The following is a 17,157-nucleotide window of genomic DNA, read 5'->3' as shown; positions in this document are numbered from 1 at the left end:
ATTCCCGCGTCAGGTATTGGGCAAACGGTAGTCCTGCAGCAGGTCGCGCAGCTTGGTTTTTTGCATCTTCCCGGTACCGCCCAAGGGAATGGCATCGACAAACACCACATCGTCCGGCACCTGCCATTTGGCGGTTTTGCCGTCATAAAAAGCCAGCAACTCTTCGCGGGTGACATCAAAGCCCGGCTTTTTGACCACGGCAATGATGGGGCGCTCGTCCCACTTGGGGTGCTTCATGCCGATGCAGGCAGCCATGGCCACTGCGGGGTGTGCCATGGCGATGTTTTCCACATCAATCGAGCTGATCCACTCGCCACCGGACTTGATGACGTCCTTGCTGCGGTCGGTGATTTGCATGAAGCCATCGGGGTCGATGGTGGCCACATCGCCCGTGGGGAACCAGCCATCGATCAGGGGCGAATGGCCCTCGCCCTTGTAGTACTCGCTGATGACCCAGGGGCCTTTGACCAACAAATCGCCATAGGCCTTGCCGTCCCACGGCAGCTCGGCGCCTTCGCCATCCACAATCTTCATGTCCACGCCGTAGATGCCGCGGCCTTGCTTGAGGCGCACTTTCATCTTGTCAGCGGGGTCGAGCGTGAGGTGCTTGTTTTTGAGCGTGCACACGGTGCCCAAGGGCGACATTTCGGTCATGCCCCAGGCGTGCAGCACTTCTACGCCATAGACGTCGTTGAACGCAGTGATCATGGCCGGCGGGCAGGCCGAGCCCCCAATCACGGTGCGCTTGAGGGTGGAGAAACGCAGCCCTCCGGTCTGCATGTGGCTCAGCATCATCTGCCACACGGTGGGCACGCCGGCGGCAAAGCTCACCTTTTCAGACTCGATGAGTTCAAAAATCGATTTGCCGTCCATGGCCGGGCCAGGGAATACCAGTTTGGCGCCCGTCATGGCCGCGGAATACGGCAGACCCCAGGCATTGACGTGGAACATGGGCACCACAGGCAGCACTGCGTCGCGGGCACTCATGTTGAGCGCATCGGGCAGCGCGCCGGAGAACGCATGCAGGATGGTGGAGCGGTGGCTGTACAGCGCGGCCTTCGGGTTGCCGGTGGTGCCACTGGTGTAGCACATGCTGGAGGCCGAGTTCTCGTCAAAGTCCGGCCAGTGGTAGCTGGTGGAGTGCGGGGCGATCCAGGCCTCGTAGCTTTGCAAGCCGGGAATGCCGGTGTCGGCGGGCAATTTGTCGGCGTCGCACAGCGCAATCCAGTGTTTGACGGTGGTGCAGCGGCTGTGCACCGCTTGCACGATGGGCAGGAAGCTCATGTCGAAGCACAGCACCTGGTCTTCGGCGTGGTTGGCAATCCACACAATCTGGTCGGGGTGCAGGCGCGGGTTCAGGGTGTGCAACACGCGGCCGGAGCCGCTCACACCGAAATACAACTCCAGGTGGCGGTAACCGTTCCAGGCCAGGGTGGCAACCCGGTCGCTGAACGCGAGGTCCAGGCTGTCCAGGGCGTGGGCCACTTTGCGGGACCGGGCGGCTACTTCGCGGTAGGTGGTGCGGTGGATATCGCCCTCCACCCGGCGGGACACGATTTCGCCTTCGCCGTGGTGGCGTTCGGCAAAGTCAATCAAGGTGGAAATCAGCAACTGCTGGCTTTGCATCAGACCTAACATCAAGTCACCTCTATCTCTAAGTTTTATGGGAAACACACCAACGCCATCCACCGGATGGTTGCCACCTCGGCGACACACATAGTACTGCGGCCAAAGCCCCGCAAAGGGCTTGAATTAGTCGTATGCGGGACAATCCTCACATGTCTCATCTGCCACCCGCGCCCGAAGCGCTGGACCTTGATCTCCCCTGGAACAACCGCTTTGCCGGTTTGGGCGATGCCTTCTATGCGCCGCTCCACCCCACTCCCCTGCCTGCGCCCTATTGGGTCGGCACCAGCGCCTCTGCGGCGCGCTGGGCCGGGCTGGATACGGCCTATTTAAACCACCCCGATGTCTTGCAAGCCCTCACGGGCAACCGCTTGCTGGCCGGAAGTGCGCCCCTGGCCAGCGTGTACAGCGGCCACCAGTTCGGCCAATGGGCCGGGCAGCTGGGCGATGGCCGGGCCATTCTGCTGGGAGAGCTGCATGGCCTGGAGGTGCAGCTCAAAGGCGCCGGGCTCACACCTTTTTCCCGCATGGGCGATGGCCGCGCCGTGCTGCGCAGCAGCATCCGCGAATTTCTGGCCAGCGAGGCCATGCATGGCCTAGGCGTGCCCACCTCGCGCGCCCTGTGCGTCACCGGCTCCGATGCCTTGGTACGCCGGGAAGAGATGGAGACGGCCGCCGTGGTAACGCGCTTGGCCCCCAGCTTCATCCGTTTCGGGCACTTCGAGCATTTTTGCCACCACGGCCTGCCAGATGAGTTGAAGACGCTGGCCGACTTTGTCATCGACCACCACTACCCCGACTGCCGCAGCGATGTGCGCTGGAATGGCAACCCTTACGTATCGCTCTTGGCCGTCGTGACCGAGCGCACCGCAGAGATGGTGGCGCACTGGCAGGCGGTGGGCTTTTGCCATGGGGTGATGAATACCGACAACATGAGCATCCTCGGACTGACCATCGATTACGGGCCTTTCCAGTTCATGGATGCCTACGACCCCGGTCATATCTGCAACCACTCCGACACGGGCGGCCGCTACGCCTTCTACAAACAACCGAATGTGGCGTACTGGAACCTGTTTTGCCTGGGCCAGGCCATGATGCCTTTGATTGCCGAGCAAGAGCACGCGATTGCGGCACTGGAAACCTTCAAAGACATCTTCCCCCGCGCGTTCGTCCGCCGCATGGCCGCCAAGTTGGGGTTCAGTGATGTGCAAGAGGCGCACAAGCCGGTCATCGAAGGCATTTTGAAACTGCTGGCCGCCGACAAAGTGGACTTCACCATCTTCTGGCGCCGCCTAAGCCACTGGGTGCGGGACGAAGTCTCGGCTGCTGATTCGGTGCGCGACCTCTTTCTGGATAGAGCCGGCTTTGACGCCTGGTTGCTATCATATTCGGAGCTGCTTGCGCATATTCCACGGGCGCTAGCAGCTGATTTGATGCTCAAAACCAACCCGAAGTATGTGTTGCGCAACCACTTGGGCGAGCAGGCCATTCAAGCCGCGCGGCAAAAAGATTTCAGCATGGTCGCTAATTTGCTGAAAGTTCTGGAGACGCCGTACGACGAACACCCGGAGTTTGACGCTTGGGCCGGTTTTCCGCCGGACTGGGCTTCGCACATCTCCATCAGCTGCAGCTCCTGAACTTTCAGGGCTGCTGTGCATCCACGCATTTCAGGAGTTCCCATGACATTCCCCATCCAGAAAACCGACGCCGAATGGAAAGCCTTGTTGGCCGAAAAAGGTGCCGAGGCCGTGGCTTACCAAGTGACGCGCCAGGCTGCCACCGAGCGCCCCTTTACCGGCAAGTACGAGACCCACTGGGCCGACGGCAGCTACCACTGCATGTGCTGCAGCGCCAAGCTGTTTGACTCGGACACCAAGTTCGACGCCCACTGCGGCTGGCCCAGCTTTTCGCTAGCGATCCCCGGCGCCATCACCGAAATCACCGACCGCAGCCACGGCATGGTGCGGGTAGAAACGGTGTGCAGCCAATGTGGCGCGCACCTGGGCCATGTGTTCCCCGATGGCCCGACCGACACCGGCCTGCGCTATTGCATGAACTCGGCCTCGCTACACTTCACGCCCAAATGAAAACCTTACTCGACTTCATCCCCATCCTGCTGTTTTTCGCAGCCTACAAGCTGCACGACTGGTTTGGTATCAGCAAAGACGAAGCCATTTACTTTGCCACCCCGGTGCTGATGGCCGCCACGGTGGGACAGATGGCCATCATTTACTGGATCGACAAAAAGCTCACCACCATGCACAAGATCACCTTGGGCATGATTCTGGTGTTCGGCACCATCACTTTGGTATTGCACGACAAGCGCTTCATCATGTGGAAACCCACCGTGTTGTACGCGGGTATGGCTATCGCACTGGCCGTGGCCGTGTGGGGCATGAAGCACAACTTCTTGAAGTCCATGCTGGGCAGCCAGCTGGAGCTGCCGGATGCGGTGTGGCACAAGCTCAACATCGCCTGGATTGTTTACACCGCTTTCATGGCGATCAGCAACGGCTATGTCGCCGCGTATTTCAGCGAAGACGCGTGGGCCAATTTCAAGCTTTGGGGCTATGTGTTCCCGCTGGCTTTCTTGATCGGCCAAGGGCTCTACATTTCGCCGTACCTGAAGGCCGACGCCTCCACCGATGAGCCCCCTGCCCCATGAGCGCACACCTTCCTACCGCCGCTGCGCTCGACCACCGCTTGCGTGAAAAATTGCAACCCGTTGCGCTGCAAGTGATTGACGAAAGCTACCAGCATGCGGGTCACGCGGGGGCAGACCCCAGCGGTGTGGGCACGCATTTCCGGGTGAAGATTGCTTCACCTTTATTTACCGGTTTGAGCCGGGTAGCAAGGCATCGCCTTGTGTATGATTCGCTGCAAGATTTCATTGATCAGGGCCTGCACGCCTTGGCCATTGAGGCCGAAGCCTCGCCCTCTGGCAACTCTCAGATTTAAAGCATTCCTGAAGGAAACGGTATGAAGAAGCACATTTTGTCCGCCTTGGCTGCAGCCAGCCTGATGGTGGTCGCCTCCAGCGCGATGGCACAAAACATCGCCATCGTGAACGGCAAGGCCGTTCCTTCCTCGCGCATGGATGCCCTCGCCCAACAAGTGGCCCGTTCCGGCCGCCCTGTGACACCTGAAATGCAAGGCCAGTTGCGCGAAGAAATCATCGCCCGCGAAATTTTTGTGCAAGCCGCCCAAGCCCAAGGTCTGGATGCCACGGAAGACTACAAAAACCAGCTGGAACTGACCCGTCAGTCCATCCTGATCCGTGAGTTGTTTGCCGACTTCCAAAAGAAGAACCCGGTGACTGACGAAGAAACCAAGGCCGAGTACGACAAGTTTGCCGCGGCAAACGCCGGCAAGGAATACCGCGCCCGCCACATCCTGGTGGAAAAAGAAGAGCAAGCCAAGGCCCTGATTGCCCAGCTCAAAAAAGGCGCCAAGTTTGAAGACCTGGCCAAGAAAAACTCCAAAGACCCCGGCTCCGGCGCCAACGGTGGTGACCTGGATTGGGCCAATGCCAGCAGCTACGTGAAAGAGTTCTCTGACGCGCTGACCGCGCTGAGCAAAGGCAAGTTGACCGACACCCCGGTCAAAACCCAATTCGGCTACCACATCATCCGCTTGGAAGACGTGCGCGAAGCCCAGTTGCCCAAGTATGAAGATGTAAAGCCCCAGATTGCACAGCAACTGCAACAGCAAAAGATTGCCAAGTTCCAGGAAGACCTGCGCGCCAAGGCCAAGGTCGAATAAGCCATTCCAGGCCTTTCAAACAAAAAAGCGGCTTCGGCCGCTTTTTTGTTGTCCCCACGTGCTTGTTCAGGCGCGTATGCCTGCCAACCACAACAAGCCCAACATCAGCGGCTGGTGCAGCAGGTAGTAGCTCAAGCTGTAGCGCCCCAGCTGCGTCAGTTTGCGATGCAGCCATCCTTGGCCGCGCTCCCCAGTGGGCGGCACTGCATGCGCCAGGTACTTTTGCATGGCCGCCGCGCCCAGCAACATGACCCCCAGCCAAGGGAACAGGGGCACATAGTCTTCGGTGATAGGCAAACGGGTGATCAGCCCGACCCAATGCAAGGCAGGCGCATCAAAATCAATGCCGGATACGCTGCTAGCCCACGCAGACAATGCGCGACCAGCGATCAAATGGATAGCAATAATCGCCATACCAAGTGCGGCATACCACTGCCCCCACGGCATCAGCAAGCGAACGATCAGCAGCATCACAGCCATGCCGTGCAGCACCCCGAAATAGATATAGCTGTGGGGAAACATGAGCCATGACCCCAGCGACACCAGCCCGGCGGCCGCCGCAATCTGCCCCCACCGCTTGCCAAACTGACGCCAGCTTTGGCCTTGGCGCCGTGCGAGGGCCTGCCCTACCCCTGCACACACCAGAAACAGACTGAGGATGAAGGTGCGCTGCCAGGTCCACACCGGGTTGTGATGAAAATCCTGCTGGAGAATGCGGGCGTTGTTCAGGTCGAAGCAGAAGTGGAACACCGTCATCCACACCATGGCCAAGCCACGGAGGGCATCAAGATTGTCCAAGCGTCGGGCGTGCATAGGTGCTTACGACTTGGCGGTAAGCGCTTCTGCGGCGAGTGCTTGGTGCCGCTGGCCCCATCGCAAAATGAACCACCCCAGCGCGGCCAGCACAACAACCGGCATGGCCAAGCCCCAGGCGGGTTGGTGGCTCAAAGCCAGCGCAAAGGTAGGCGGCCCCAAGGTGGCACCCAGGTTGCCCATCTGAGCGACCGCGCCGTTGGCCCGGGCCTGCTGGGCGGCATCTTTGTTCAGGGCCGGTATCAGTGCGAACGCTGTGCCTCCCGCAAGGCCGGAAATGCCCATCAGCAGCAAGGCAGCGGCGGTGTAACCCCATTCGCTGTAAGCAGCAAAGGCGCACGCCATACCCGACAGACCCATGGCGGGATAAATCCACTGTAACAGCTGCATGGGGTGGCGCCTGCGGGTCAGCCAGCCGGCGCCGAAGGTGCCCGCCATGCCTACAAAAGGCAGCACGGCGGCAACCCCATGTTGGCTCTCCGGCAAGCCGCGCGGCAGAAAGGTAAGCAAGGCCACGGCGAGGCCGGTATAGCAAAAAAAGCACAAGCCCGGCATGGCAGTGGCCCAGTGGGTATAGATGCGTACATGGCGGGCCAGCAGGCTGCCCCGTGCGGCCTCCGGCACCCGTGCCGGGTCCGCAGGCACCATGCACCACACGCACACGGCTGCCAGCAGCAGCAAAGCCGCATGCAGGGCAAACAGGTGGTACACGCTGAAATGCATCAAAAAGGCCTGCCCGAAAGCAGCGCACAGAGCAAAAGCGGTCCCTACAAACGTGCTCCACAGCCCCATGGCCACGGAGCGGTGTGCCGGGCCAGCCGCCCCTGCCATGAGCGTGGGGGCGGCCACCACTACCGAAAGGTGCGAGGCTCCCTCCAGCACGCGGGTGGCAAAAAACCAGCCAAAGGGCAAATCGAGTGTCTGCACGCCGGCCAACACGGCCCCGAGCACCAAGCCCCCGGTCAGCAGGCGCCGGTACCCGACCCGCGGAGCCAGCAAGCCCATGCTGACCCCCAGGCTCAAGCCCACCACCCCGACCATGGACAGCACCCAGCCCATCTGGGCAGGACTCACTCCAAACTGCGCCTGCAGAATGGAAAACGTCAGCGAAATCTTGGCGAATTGCATCGCGGCCAGAATGCCGCAACCCCACAAGAGGAATACGCGGGACCAGTGGGTGGGGTGGGAAGTGTGCATGGGAGGCGCAGAGTGTAGCCAGCCCGTAGGGAAAAGACGGCCTGCGGGATAATCCTGCCCCATGTCCCTGCAAGATTTTCAACTCGAACTGCTGGCCCCGGCCCGCACGGCCGACATCGGCATTGAAGCCGTCAACCACGGTGCTGACGCGGTGTACATCGGCGGACCGGGCTTTGGTGCCCGTTCCAGCGCCGACAACAGTGTGGCCGATATCGCCCGGCTGGCGGCGCATGCCCACCGTTTCAACAGCCGCATTTTCGTCACCATGAACACCATCCTGCGGGATGACGAACTGGAGCCTGCGCGCAAGCAGGCATGGCAACTGTATGAAGCCGGGGTGGATGCACTGATCGTGCAGGACATGGGCCTGTTGACCCTCGACATGCCACCGCTGCAATTGCATGCCAGCACCCAGACCGATATCCGCACGCCGGAGAAAGCGCGCTTCCTGCAAGACGTGGGGCTAAGTCAAATCGTGCTGGCGCGCGAACTGACCACCAAGCAGATAGCGGCCATCCGCGCCGCGACCGATCCTGAGAAATGCACGCTGGAGTTCTTCATCCACGGCGCCCTATGCGTGGCCTACAGCGGCCAGTGCTATATCAGCGCGGCCCACACCGGGCGCAGCGCCAACCGGGGCGAATGTAGCCAGGCCTGCCGCCTGCCCTACCAGGTGGTGGACGACAAGGGGCGCTTTGTGGCCCACGACAAGCATGTGCTGTCCATGAAGGACAACAACCAGAGCGAAAACCTGGCCGCTTTGGTGGACGCAGGCATCCGCAGCTTCAAGATCGAGGGCCGCTACAAGGACATGGGCTATGTGAAAAACATCACCGCCCACTACCGCAAGCTGCTGGACCGGCTGATCGAGGACCGCCAGTATTCCGACCAACCCTTGGCACGTAGTAGCAGCGGCAGCACGACCTTTACTTTCGAGCCCGACCCCAACCAGAACTTCAACCGCGAGTTCACCGACTATTTTGTGCAGGGTCGGCAGATCGACATTGGCGCCTTCGACACTCCCAAAAATCCGGGCCAGCCTATCGGTTACGTCACCAAGGTCAATGCCGACAGCGTGGAGCTGGAGTTGACCGACCGCAGCAAGGCGCTCAGCAATGGCGATGGCCTGTGCTACTACGACCTGCAGAAAGAACTGGTGGGCCTGGCCATCAACCGCGCCGAGGCCATCAACGCGCCCAAAGGCCTGTGGCGCGTGTTCCCCAAAGACCCGATGCCAGGCTTCAAAGACTTGCGCAAAGGCGTGGAGGTGAACCGCAACCGCGATGTCAACTGGACCCGCGTGCTCGACAAAAAGAGCAGCGACCGCCGCATCGGCGTCTGGGCAGTGCTGGCCGAAACCACCGACGGTATTGCCTTGACCCTGACCGACGAAGACGGCTTTGTGGCCACCGCGCGCACCACCCTGCCCCGTGAGCTGGCCAAGGATGCGACTACTGCGCTGGATACGCTGAAAGAGAACGTCAGCAAGATGGGCACCACCATCTTTGCCACATTGGATGTGCAGGTGCAGTTCAGCCAGCCGTGGTTTGTGCCCGCCTCGGTGCTCAACCCCCTACGGCGTGAAGCCGTGGAAGCGCTGGAGCGCGCCCGAGCCGATGGTTTTGTGCGTCTGGCACCCGGCGTGGCGGTGGAGCCGCCCGTGGCCTACCCCGAGGACACCTTGAGCTATCTGGCCAATGTGTTCAACCAGGCGGCGCATGGCTTCTATGCGAAGCACGGCGTAAAAGTGATTGCCCCGGCCTATGAGGCGGTGGAAGAGCTGGGCGAAGTGAGCCTGATGATCACCAAGCATTGCGTGCGCTTCTCTCTAAGCCTCTGCCCTAAGCAGGCCAAGGGCGTGACGGGCGTGCAGGGGCAGGTCAAAGCCGAGCCCTTGCAACTGATCAATGGCAAAGAGAAGCTCACCCTGCGGTTTGACTGCAAACCCTGCGAAATGCATGTGGTGGGCAAGATGAAAACGGGTGTTGCCAACCAAAGCCGCCTGGAGCTGCTGGAGGCCGCACAGGGCGTGCCGATGACTTTCCACAAAACCCGCCCGAAACAAGAGTTCGGGCACTGATCGCTTAGTGGGGGCGCTGGGGCGGGCGCTCTTCAGGTGCCTGCGTTTGCAGCAGCTGGCGCAGGAATTTCAACCCCAACACCATATTGCCAATGGCAAACACGACAATGATCGAGGCCACCCAAGCCCGCAGATGGTGGTTTTGAACGATCCAGACGAGCGCCGTTGACAAAGCATTCAACACCAGCATGAGCCAAAAGGCGGGCTGGCGGGGTTGCAGTAAACGGCGCAAGTACTTCACTTCAGCTCAGTGACAAAGTTTTCACGGCTGCGGCGCACCTTTTTCAGGTTCACCAACCAGTCGCCTTCGTCGGCGCGGTAGCCCAAAGGCATGATCACCACGCTGCGCAAGCCGCGCTTGTCCAGGCCCAGGATTTCGTCCACAGCATTGGGATCAAAACCTTCCATGGGGGTGGCGTCGACTTTCTCTTCAGCAGCCGCAATCAGGGCGGTGCCCACGCCAATATAGGCCTGGCGGGCAGCGTGCTGGTAGTTCACTTCGGCCTCGCGGGGCACGTAAGCGCCCAGAATCATCTTGCGGTAGTTTTCCCAACCTTCGTTCACGAATCCGCGCTCGGTGTTGACCAAGTCGAAAGACGCATTGATGCGCTCCGCGGTGTAGTTGTCCCAGGCGGCAAATACCAACAGGTGCGAGCCATCTGTGATCTGCGCTTGGTTCCAAGCCACGGGCACGATTTTTTCGCGCAACTCTTTGTTGCTCACCACGATCAGCTCATACGGCTGCAAGCCGCTGGAGGTGGCGGTCAGGCGCACGGCCTCCAAGATGCGGTCCAGCTTGTCCTGGGGGACTGCTTTGGTGGGGTTGAATTTCTTGGCGGCGTAGCGCCACTGGAGTGTGCTGATGAGGTCGGTCATAAAGGTATGGTGAGGTCAAAAAATGGTGAAAGTGATCGGGTAGCTGGTACGGAAAGCCGCAATTTCAAGCCCTTGCCGGTAAATTTTCTGCAGCTTGGTCCAGGCGATGGGCGAACAAATCAAATACCCGTATGGCAGTGGCGCAGGCCGCCGGGATGTCGTCCTGACCCAGGATGCCCTCGGCCCATTGCATGTATTGCTTCCAACGTTGGACACTTGCAGTTCCACCCGCCTCAAAAAACCGGCATGGCCACTGCTCTCCACCATTGGCCCGCAGTTGGCGCGTCAGTAACTGCCCCCCTAGCCGGGACCCCTCCACTACGTACATCGCCCCGACAAGTTCGGCGGCAGAGCACAACTTCAGGGTCAGCGGGCTGTCGCCACAGGGTGCTGCTCCGAGTTCCTCGAGATCCTTGTTCAGTAAAGGTAAGCGCCGCTCCATTGGCAATGGCAGTTGGTGGCGGGTGGTGATGAACCTAGGGTGGGCAGCTTCAATGGCCGATTCGCAGTCGGCCAATGCGGTCCCCAACCCATGCAAAGCGGCAGCATAAACATGGGCTGTCAGGCCCGGTTGCATGAGGGCCATCATCAGCACATGGCTGTCGAGTCGGCGATGCGGCTCGCGTGTTGCCAAACGAAGTGAGGCATGCAAAGCGCTCACAGCATGCGTCCGACGGTGCTTCGGATCTTTGCCGCTATCAGCTTCTCATCAGCCGTCCACTCACGGCAGTATCCGGTGCGGGTCTCCACCCACTTCTCAAAAGAACGCCGCGGAGACAAGTGGGTAGCCGCAGCATTTTCAGCCTGTGGCTTGTCCGGGTTGCCTGCCCAGGTGATGTGTTGTATTTCCGCTTGCCGGAACCAATAAAAGCGAAGCCAACCCCGGCCAGCCGTCCATATTTTTACGGCCAACACTCCGCAGCTGGAGGAGCCCACCTCGGGATACCCGGTAAACACATCATTCATCCGCTCCAGCGTTGCTGATGCGTCGTCATGGTGATTCAGAAACCAATCGTCAATCACAGCCAGACCGGCCAAATCCGGTCCTCTGCCGCTGATGGCGGCCTCTTCGTCGATGGCCATGGCAAAGCCCTCGGCATTGACAAGGCCGGCAAGCGCCATCCCCGATGCCGCCAAGCTGTCCAGCGGATTGCTCACACCGACCAAGGGCTGAATCGAGACTTGGATACGGCGATCCATGCTGTCGAGCGCTTGCAAGTGCGCGCTTGCAAGGTAATTGGCCAAACCCAAGGAATAGGCAGTCACCAGGGTCACACAGGCCTGCCGCTGGTCTTGGCCCAAAAGATTGGGGCCGTCGTAGTGGTGGCAGGCCACCAAGCCCCACAGCTTGCCGGTGATCACAATAGGTAAGGAAAACGAGGCTTTGACACCCATGTTGCGCATGTACTCCAAATGCATGGGCGACACACTGCGAAGGTCAGACCAGGTCAGGTCGGGAGGTTCACCGCCAGTCGACAAGACTGGAAAAACCGGTGCGGCGATATCCGGAATCATTCGATACGGATTTTGGACATACAACTTGCGGGCTATTTCCGGAATGTCCGTAGCCGGAAAACGCAGGTCCATGTAGCTGCCACGATCACCGGCAAAGCTTTCGGCCACGACCTCACCCGCCCAGTCTTCCCGGAAACGGTAGACCATGACCCGATCCATTCCCGTAATCTGGCGGATATGCCCGATCAGGGTGTTGTGATAGACGTTGATGTCGTCCTTGTGCGATGGCGCACGCACCATGGTCCGATGCATTTGGTGAATGGCAATCGGCAGTAATGAAGTATGGGCAGGCTCCCACTCAATCAGCACGGAACCTGCATTTCGGATGAAGGTGACATCGAGGTGTGCGCCATGGGAGGTCACCACATTGGCAATGAACATCTGCTCATTGCGGGGCAATGCAAAAGCCTCTTCAAAATCGGGCGTGTAAAACGCCTGAGAGGCCAGCGAAGTTCCTAGTAAAAGGGACACCGGACACCCAATGACACTTTCGCAATTGGCACTGGCATGGGTAATCAAGCGCTCGGAATCGCTCACGACGATGAGCGCGCCATGCCCCTGGATCCGCCCGGATAGGTGCAACTTTTCAGATTCGCAGGACGCAAGCGTTACTTGCGAGTGGTTGATAGACGTATCAAACATGCAGACGGTAAAGAGTCATCAAGCTTCCGATGAGGCGGGCTTTAAAAGCTGCGCAAACGATTCCGGTGCCATGGGTTTGTGGAAGAAATAGCCCTGCCCGATCTCGCAACCCTCAGCGCGCAAAACCTCGAGCTGTTGGGCTGTTTCCACACCCTCTGCCACAACACGCAAACCCAAGGTCTGTGCCATGTTGATGATCATCTTTGCAATGCTGCGGTCATCCGGCTCAGTGGCAATGCCGTCAACAAAACTGCGGTCCACCTTGAGCTCATGAATCGGGAATTTGCGCAAATAAGCCAGTGAGGAATACCCGGTTCCAAAATCGTCCACACTCAAATCAACACCCAGCCGGGTCAATTGAAAGAGGCGCTCCATCAGCGCATCCAAGCGCTCCATCAAGACGCTCTCGGTGAGCTCAACGATGATTTGCGACGGGGGTACCCCGGCCGCACTGAGTTTGGCGCTGAATCTCTCGACAAAAGAGGGCTCTTTCAATTGGTGCGCTGACACGTTAATTGCAATTCTCGGAACCTCCAGACCCTGACGGCGCCAATAGGCGATGTCACTGAGGACCCGGTCGATGACATAAAACCCCAGTTCATTGATGAGCCCGCTCGCCTCGGCAACAGGAATGAATTTGGCTGGTGAAATGTCGCCAAGCACCTCGTCTGACCAACGCAAAAGTGCCTCGCCACCCACTACTTCGATGCCGGCGAGTGAGACCTTGGGTTGGTACACCAGTTTGAGGGTTGACTGCTGAAGCGCCACCCGCAGGCCTGTTTCCAGGGTCATCCGTTGCAAGGCGTTGACCTTCATCTCGTGAGCGAAATACTGGTACTGGTTACGCCCGCGTTCCTTGGCCCTGTACATGGCGGTATCCGCATTTTTCAGCAACGTAATGCTGTCGTCCCCATCGTCCGGGTAGACGCTGATGCCTATGCTGGCAGAGACAAATAGATTGTTTCCCTGGACCGGAAAAGACGCCGACATAAAGTCCACGATGCGCCCAGCAATCGTGTTGACTTCATTCAAGTCGACTTCCGACAAGACCGCCACAAATTCATCCCCGCCGAGCCGGGCCAGCGTGTCCGAGTCCCGCACACAGCTGCCCAAGCGCTGGGCTGCTTGTACCAGCAGCATGTCGCCGACGTCATGGCCCAAGGTGTCGTTGACGTTTTTGAAGTTGTCCAAGTCAATAAAAAGCACAGCGACCCGTTGTTGACGCCGTTTCCCCTGCGCCAATGCATGGCGCAGCCTGTCGGTCAGCAAGCCGCGGTTGGGTAGGCCTGTCAACTCATCATGGCTGGCAATGAATTCGATGCGCTGTTGGGAGTGCTTCATGGCGGTGATGTCACTGAACATCTGCACATAGCTCTGGAGCGCGCCATCGTCATCCATCACCGCATTGACCGTGAGCCACTGCGGGAAGATCTCGCCATTCTTGCGGCGATTCAGTACCTCGCCCTGCCAGACTCCGTTTTCGGCCAGTTGGCGGCGAACACCGTCTACCAAATCAGGCGTCTGCAGTTCACCCAGGTGGGTGAATACATCGCGCCCGATGACTTCATCTTGAACAAAGCCGGTAATTTTTGTAAATGTCCTGTTGACGTTCAGTAGGTGACCTCGGGGGTCCAAAATCGCGATGGCTTCACCCGCATGGTCGAACACTTTGGCCGCCAGGCGTAACTGCTCTTCGGCCTTGCGGCGCACCGTAATGTCATTGCTTTCGGTACAGATAGAGCGCACAACCCCTGCATGGTCGCGGATCGGAAAGCGGACACTGCTGAGCCACAGATCACCGTCGTGGCGCTGCAAGTGCTCCACAGTTTCAGTGGCAGCGCCTTGGCGCATGGTGTCAAGGTCATGGCCACGCAAGCGGGTGGCAAGCGGCGCAGGAAAAATTTGCTGGTCGGTTTTGCCGAGCACGTCTGCTGCCAATAAGCCCATCAACTCCTCAAACCGCGCGTTCACGAATTCATAGCAGCCTGCAGAGTCTTTGACAGATACAGCCGACACCGAATGCGCCATGATGGACGCCAGCTGCTCCTGGCTCTCACGGATACGTTGCTGCGCAGACACGAGCTCGGTGTTGTCGAGCACCACCAGCACCACGCCTTGCACCGATGCTGTCATATTGAGCACCGGATTGATCTGCAGCTGATAGGTTTTGTCGCCGTGCTGTCGCTCGAGCAGGGCCTTCTGGGTGCTAGCGCAACTACCTTGTAGGGTCGATCCGATATCGTTCAGATAATCCGGCAGTTTCAAGCGGCTGATGTGTTGACCGACATTGGTAGCCGGTAGCGAGTAGGTCCGGATGGCAGTGCCGTTGATCCGCCGCAAACAGAGCAATGTGTCAAACACCAGGACCGGAAAGTCCAGGGTGTTGTACATGCTTTCAAACTCGCTATTGACCGACGCAAGTGCCGCCGATTTGATCTGGCTCTCTTCATTGACGCTGATCAGCTCTTCATTCGTAGCCTGCAGCTCCTCGTTTGCAGCTTCCAACTCTTCGTTGGAGGCCTGTAGTTCCTCATTGGCTGCTTGTACCTCTTCGTTGAGGGCTTGCATTTCCTCGTTGGAGGCGGCCATCTCCTCCATCAGAGTCTGCAATTGCTCACGCGCGCTATCGAGCTCGAGGCGGGTGTCATCGCTGACAGCACCCCTGTCTGCGGAGCTTTTGCCACGCTGGGCTCCATCGAGCCCCTTTCCTTCCTCGAACACCACCAGAAACAACTGGGACTCACTGGCCAGCGACACAGGCCGCAAGCCGAGTCGCCAGGTCTCCCCGCCGCAAGCGGCAATACGCCTTCGCCGGCTATAGGCCAGAGTACCCGTTTTGTGGGCTCTTTGCATGGTCGATATGAGCTCACCCGACAACTCAGGCACGATGAGCTGCGCGAGATTCATCTCGGGTGTTCCTGTGGGGAACACCAGCAGGGTTCCCACAGGCCCTTGGCTGTGGAGAATTCGCAAACCCGAGTCCAGCAGCATTGCGGGCCCCACGTGCGCTGCGAGTGCTTGCGCGAATACTTGCTCATGGGTTCGCGGGGGTTTGCGGGCCACCATCACCCCTGACTTGAATGAGCCCCGGCTCAGCGCACCCATGGTGACAGGTCGGCTGGCAGCCCTGCTACGGTAGATCCTTGCTCTCCGGTCTGCCACGGCGAACAGTGCCTCCTGTTGCAAAACCGTTTCAGATCGCCCGAGAAACAGCAGCCCATCATCGTTGAGCGAATAACGGATGACAGACAAAACTTTGGCCTGCAACTCGTTGTTGAAATAGATCAACACATTACGGCAGGTCACCAAGTCAAGGCGCAGGAAGGGTGGGTCCACCGTAATGTCCTGGCGCGCAAAAGTGACACAGTCCCGCAATGCCTTGACCGGCTCATAGCCCTCTCCGGAGGGTTGGTAGTAACGATCGAGATACGCGCGGGGCATCTCCGCCATGGCCGCAAGGCTGTAATGCCCCCGGCGGGCTACCGTGAGCGCGTCATTGTCAATATCCGTGGCGAAAATTTGGAGACGGGTGTTGGTCGAGTGTTGCCGCAACAACTCCAAAAAGACCATACCTACCGAGTAAGCCTCTTCCCCGGTAGCGCAGCCGATGACCCAGATCCGCAGTTCATCGCCCTGCCCTTTGCGTGCCACCAATTCAGCCCCGGAGCGCTCTAGTGCCGCAAAAGCATCCCGGTCACGGAAAAACTCGGTCACCGAGATCAGGGTGTCTTTGGCCAGGGTGTCGAGCTCTTCCGGCTGTTTTTCGGTGTAGGCCAAGTAATCGTGAAGATTCTTGACCCCTACGGCCAAAACCCGTCGCTGAAGGCGCCGCTGCACCGTGGAGAGTTTGTAGCTGGAAAAGTCGATGCGGGTTTGATCCCGCACCCGCTCAAACAAGGTGTCCAGCTCAGCTCGCGGGTAGGCGGGCGCCTCTACCGCTTCCAGAGTTCCGGGGAACCGCACCAGACGCTCCAGATCAGCGCCCATATGTTCCGGGGCCAGCACGCGGTCTGCCACTCCGGCCTCGATGGCGGAGCGCGGCATTCCATCGTACTTTGCGGATTCTGGAATCTGCACCATCGTGAGTCCGCCCGCTGCCTTGATGGCCAGCAAGCCACGGCTGCCATCGGCCCCAGTACCTGACAGGACAATGCCCACCGCCATTTCATCGTATTCCTTGGCGAGGGACTGGAAAAGTAGATTGATGGACGGCTTTGGCGACACCTCAGGCGGTGGCGTGGTGAGCCGGAACACGCCCTTGGCAAGAACCAAGTTGGTGCCGGCCGGCACGATGTAAACCACATCAGGTTCTGGAGTTTCGCCGTTGAGGGCTTCACGGACCGGGAGGCTGGTTTCCCGGCCCAAAATCTCAGCCATCAAGCTGCGATGGCTGGGGGCCATATGCTGGGCCACTACATAGATGCAGCCCAGGGCGGGCGTCAGACCGGAAACAAAGGCGGTGAGCGCCTCCAGCCCTCCAGCAGAAGCCCCGATCCCCACCACAATAGGCCTTGGGCGTTGTTTTTCTCCGGCACCGGAGCTTACAGTTTTATCCACCCTCGCCTCCCGAAAATTTGGAGCATGGTATCCCAAATTCCCTACGGGACTGAAGGGTTTTTAGAAAACTGAAGTCATGTCTGAGACGT

General features: G+C 59.3%; 14 protein-coding genes. 6 read left to right on the top strand and 8 right to left on the bottom strand.

Annotated elements, in window-relative coordinates; all coding sequences use genetic code 11:
* Window positions 1-9: 9 nt before the first annotated feature.
* Window positions 10-1,638, bottom strand: coding sequence for a 3-(methylthio)propionyl-CoA ligase (locus tag FDM28_RS11945; protein ID WP_138515411.1), 1,629 nt, complete (start codon window positions 1,636-1,638; stop codon window positions 10-12).
* A gap of 140 nt (window positions 1,639-1,778) precedes the next feature.
* On the opposite strand from FDM28_RS11945, the gene FDM28_RS11940 reads away from it, so the two are divergent.
* The 5 genes from FDM28_RS11940 to FDM28_RS11920 are packed head-to-tail and all read left to right on the top strand — an operon-like array spanning window position 1,779 to window position 5,388.
* The gene (locus FDM28_RS11940; protein WP_138515410.1) at window positions 1,779-3,263 is read left to right on the top strand and encodes a protein adenylyltransferase SelO; all 1,485 of its coding nucleotides are present in this window, start codon (window positions 1,779-1,781) and stop codon (window positions 3,261-3,263) included.
* 42 nt (window positions 3,264-3,305) lie between these two features.
* Window positions 3,306-3,713: a peptide-methionine (R)-S-oxide reductase MsrB gene (msrB, locus tag FDM28_RS11935; RefSeq protein WP_138515409.1), complete on the top strand. Its 408-nt coding sequence runs from the start codon at window positions 3,306-3,308 to the stop codon at window positions 3,711-3,713.
* Entirely contained in the window at window positions 3,710-4,291 is a 582-nt protein-coding gene (locus FDM28_RS11930; protein WP_138515408.1) for a septation protein A, read from the top strand. The genes msrB and FDM28_RS11930 overlap by 4 nt, the downstream gene beginning before the upstream one ends.
* Window positions 4,288-4,584: a BolA family protein gene (locus tag FDM28_RS11925; RefSeq protein WP_138515407.1), complete on the top strand. Its 297-nt coding sequence runs from the start codon at window positions 4,288-4,290 to the stop codon at window positions 4,582-4,584. The genes FDM28_RS11930 and FDM28_RS11925 overlap by 4 nt, the downstream gene beginning before the upstream one ends.
* Before the next feature lie 21 nt (window positions 4,585-4,605).
* The gene (locus tag FDM28_RS11920; RefSeq protein ID WP_138515406.1) at window positions 4,606-5,388 is read left to right on the top strand and encodes a foldase protein PrsA; all 783 of its coding nucleotides are present in this window, start codon (window positions 4,606-4,608) and stop codon (window positions 5,386-5,388) included.
* Between the two features lie 66 nt (window positions 5,389-5,454).
* Here the strand turns inward: FDM28_RS11920 and FDM28_RS11915 are convergent, their stop codons facing one another.
* Together FDM28_RS11915 and FDM28_RS11910 are read right to left on the bottom strand one after the other, a co-directional pair.
* A complete protein-coding gene (locus tag FDM28_RS11915; RefSeq protein ID WP_138515405.1) occupies window positions 5,455-6,201 on the bottom strand; it encodes an acetyltransferase domain-containing protein in 747 nt (248 codons plus the stop codon).
* 6 nt (window positions 6,202-6,207) lie between these two features.
* Window positions 6,208-7,398 (bottom strand): MFS transporter, encoded by a 1,191-nt coding sequence (locus FDM28_RS11910; RefSeq protein ID WP_170211736.1) that lies wholly within the window; start codon window positions 7,396-7,398, stop codon window positions 6,208-6,210.
* Between the two features lie 61 nt (window positions 7,399-7,459).
* Between FDM28_RS11910 and FDM28_RS11905 the strand changes: the two genes are divergently transcribed.
* Entirely contained in the window at window positions 7,460-9,478 is a 2,019-nt protein-coding gene (locus FDM28_RS11905) for a peptidase U32 family protein (RefSeq protein ID WP_138515403.1), read from the top strand.
* Between the two features lie 4 nt (window positions 9,479-9,482).
* On the opposite strand, the gene FDM28_RS11900 is transcribed toward FDM28_RS11905, so the two are convergent.
* The 5 genes from FDM28_RS11900 to FDM28_RS11880 form a co-directional block, all read right to left on the bottom strand.
* On the bottom strand, window positions 9,483-9,710 hold the full coding sequence (locus tag FDM28_RS11900) for a hypothetical protein (RefSeq protein ID WP_138515402.1): 228 nt from the start codon (window positions 9,708-9,710) through the stop codon (window positions 9,483-9,485).
* A gap of 5 nt (window positions 9,711-9,715) precedes the next feature.
* Window positions 9,716-10,354: an NAD(P)H-dependent oxidoreductase gene (locus FDM28_RS11895; protein ID WP_138515401.1), complete on the bottom strand. Its 639-nt coding sequence runs from the start codon at window positions 10,352-10,354 to the stop codon at window positions 9,716-9,718.
* A 64-nt stretch (window positions 10,355-10,418) separates the two neighbouring features.
* Window positions 10,419-11,015: a biliverdin-producing heme oxygenase gene (locus FDM28_RS11890; protein ID WP_138515400.1), complete on the bottom strand. Its 597-nt coding sequence runs from the start codon at window positions 11,013-11,015 to the stop codon at window positions 10,419-10,421.
* Entirely contained in the window at window positions 11,012-12,511 is a 1,500-nt protein-coding gene (locus FDM28_RS11885; RefSeq protein WP_138515399.1) for a GAF domain-containing protein, read from the bottom strand. Before FDM28_RS11885 ends, FDM28_RS11890 begins: the two co-directional genes overlap by 4 nt.
* Window positions 12,512-12,529: 18 nt before the next feature.
* Window positions 12,530-17,104 (bottom strand): EAL domain-containing protein, encoded by a 4,575-nt coding sequence (locus FDM28_RS11880; protein ID WP_206021964.1) that lies wholly within the window; start codon window positions 17,102-17,104, stop codon window positions 12,530-12,532.
* Between the last annotated feature and the right edge of the window lie 53 nt (window positions 17,105-17,157).

It is taken from the genome of Rhodoferax bucti, assembly GCF_005876985.1.
Lineage (GTDB): Bacteria > Pseudomonadota > Gammaproteobacteria > Burkholderiales > Burkholderiaceae_C > Allorhodoferax > Allorhodoferax bucti.
This window is presented reverse-complemented; position numbering and strand designations above follow the sequence as displayed.

Excerpts from the sequence above, each read along its gene's own strand:
- FDM28_RS11945 (WP_138515411.1), bottom strand. The coding sequence starts at position 1,638 with ATGTTAGGTCTGATGCAAAGCCAGCAGTTGCTGATTTCCACCTTGATT.
- FDM28_RS11940 (WP_138515410.1), top strand. The coding sequence starts at position 1,779 with ATGTCTCATCTGCCACCCGCGCCCGAAGCGCTGGACCTTGATCTCCCC.
- msrB (WP_138515409.1), top strand. The coding sequence starts at position 3,306 with ATGACATTCCCCATCCAGAAAACCGACGCCGAATGGAAAGCCTTGTTG.
- FDM28_RS11930 (WP_138515408.1), top strand. The coding sequence starts at position 3,710 with ATGAAAACCTTACTCGACTTCATCCCCATCCTGCTGTTTTTCGCAGCC.
- FDM28_RS11925 (WP_138515407.1), top strand. The coding sequence starts at position 4,288 with ATGAGCGCACACCTTCCTACCGCCGCTGCGCTCGACCACCGCTTGCGT.
- FDM28_RS11920 (WP_138515406.1), top strand. The coding sequence starts at position 4,606 with ATGAAGAAGCACATTTTGTCCGCCTTGGCTGCAGCCAGCCTGATGGTG.
- FDM28_RS11915 (WP_138515405.1), bottom strand. The coding sequence starts at position 6,201 with ATGCACGCCCGACGCTTGGACAATCTTGATGCCCTCCGTGGCTTGGCC.
- FDM28_RS11910 (WP_170211736.1), bottom strand. The coding sequence starts at position 7,398 with ATGCACACTTCCCACCCCACCCACTGGTCCCGCGTATTCCTCTTGTGG.
- FDM28_RS11905 (WP_138515403.1), top strand. The coding sequence starts at position 7,460 with ATGTCCCTGCAAGATTTTCAACTCGAACTGCTGGCCCCGGCCCGCACG.
- FDM28_RS11895 (WP_138515401.1), bottom strand. The coding sequence starts at position 10,354 with ATGACCGACCTCATCAGCACACTCCAGTGGCGCTACGCCGCCAAGAAA.
- FDM28_RS11885 (WP_138515399.1), bottom strand. The coding sequence starts at position 12,511 with ATGTTTGATACGTCTATCAACCACTCGCAAGTAACGCTTGCGTCCTGC.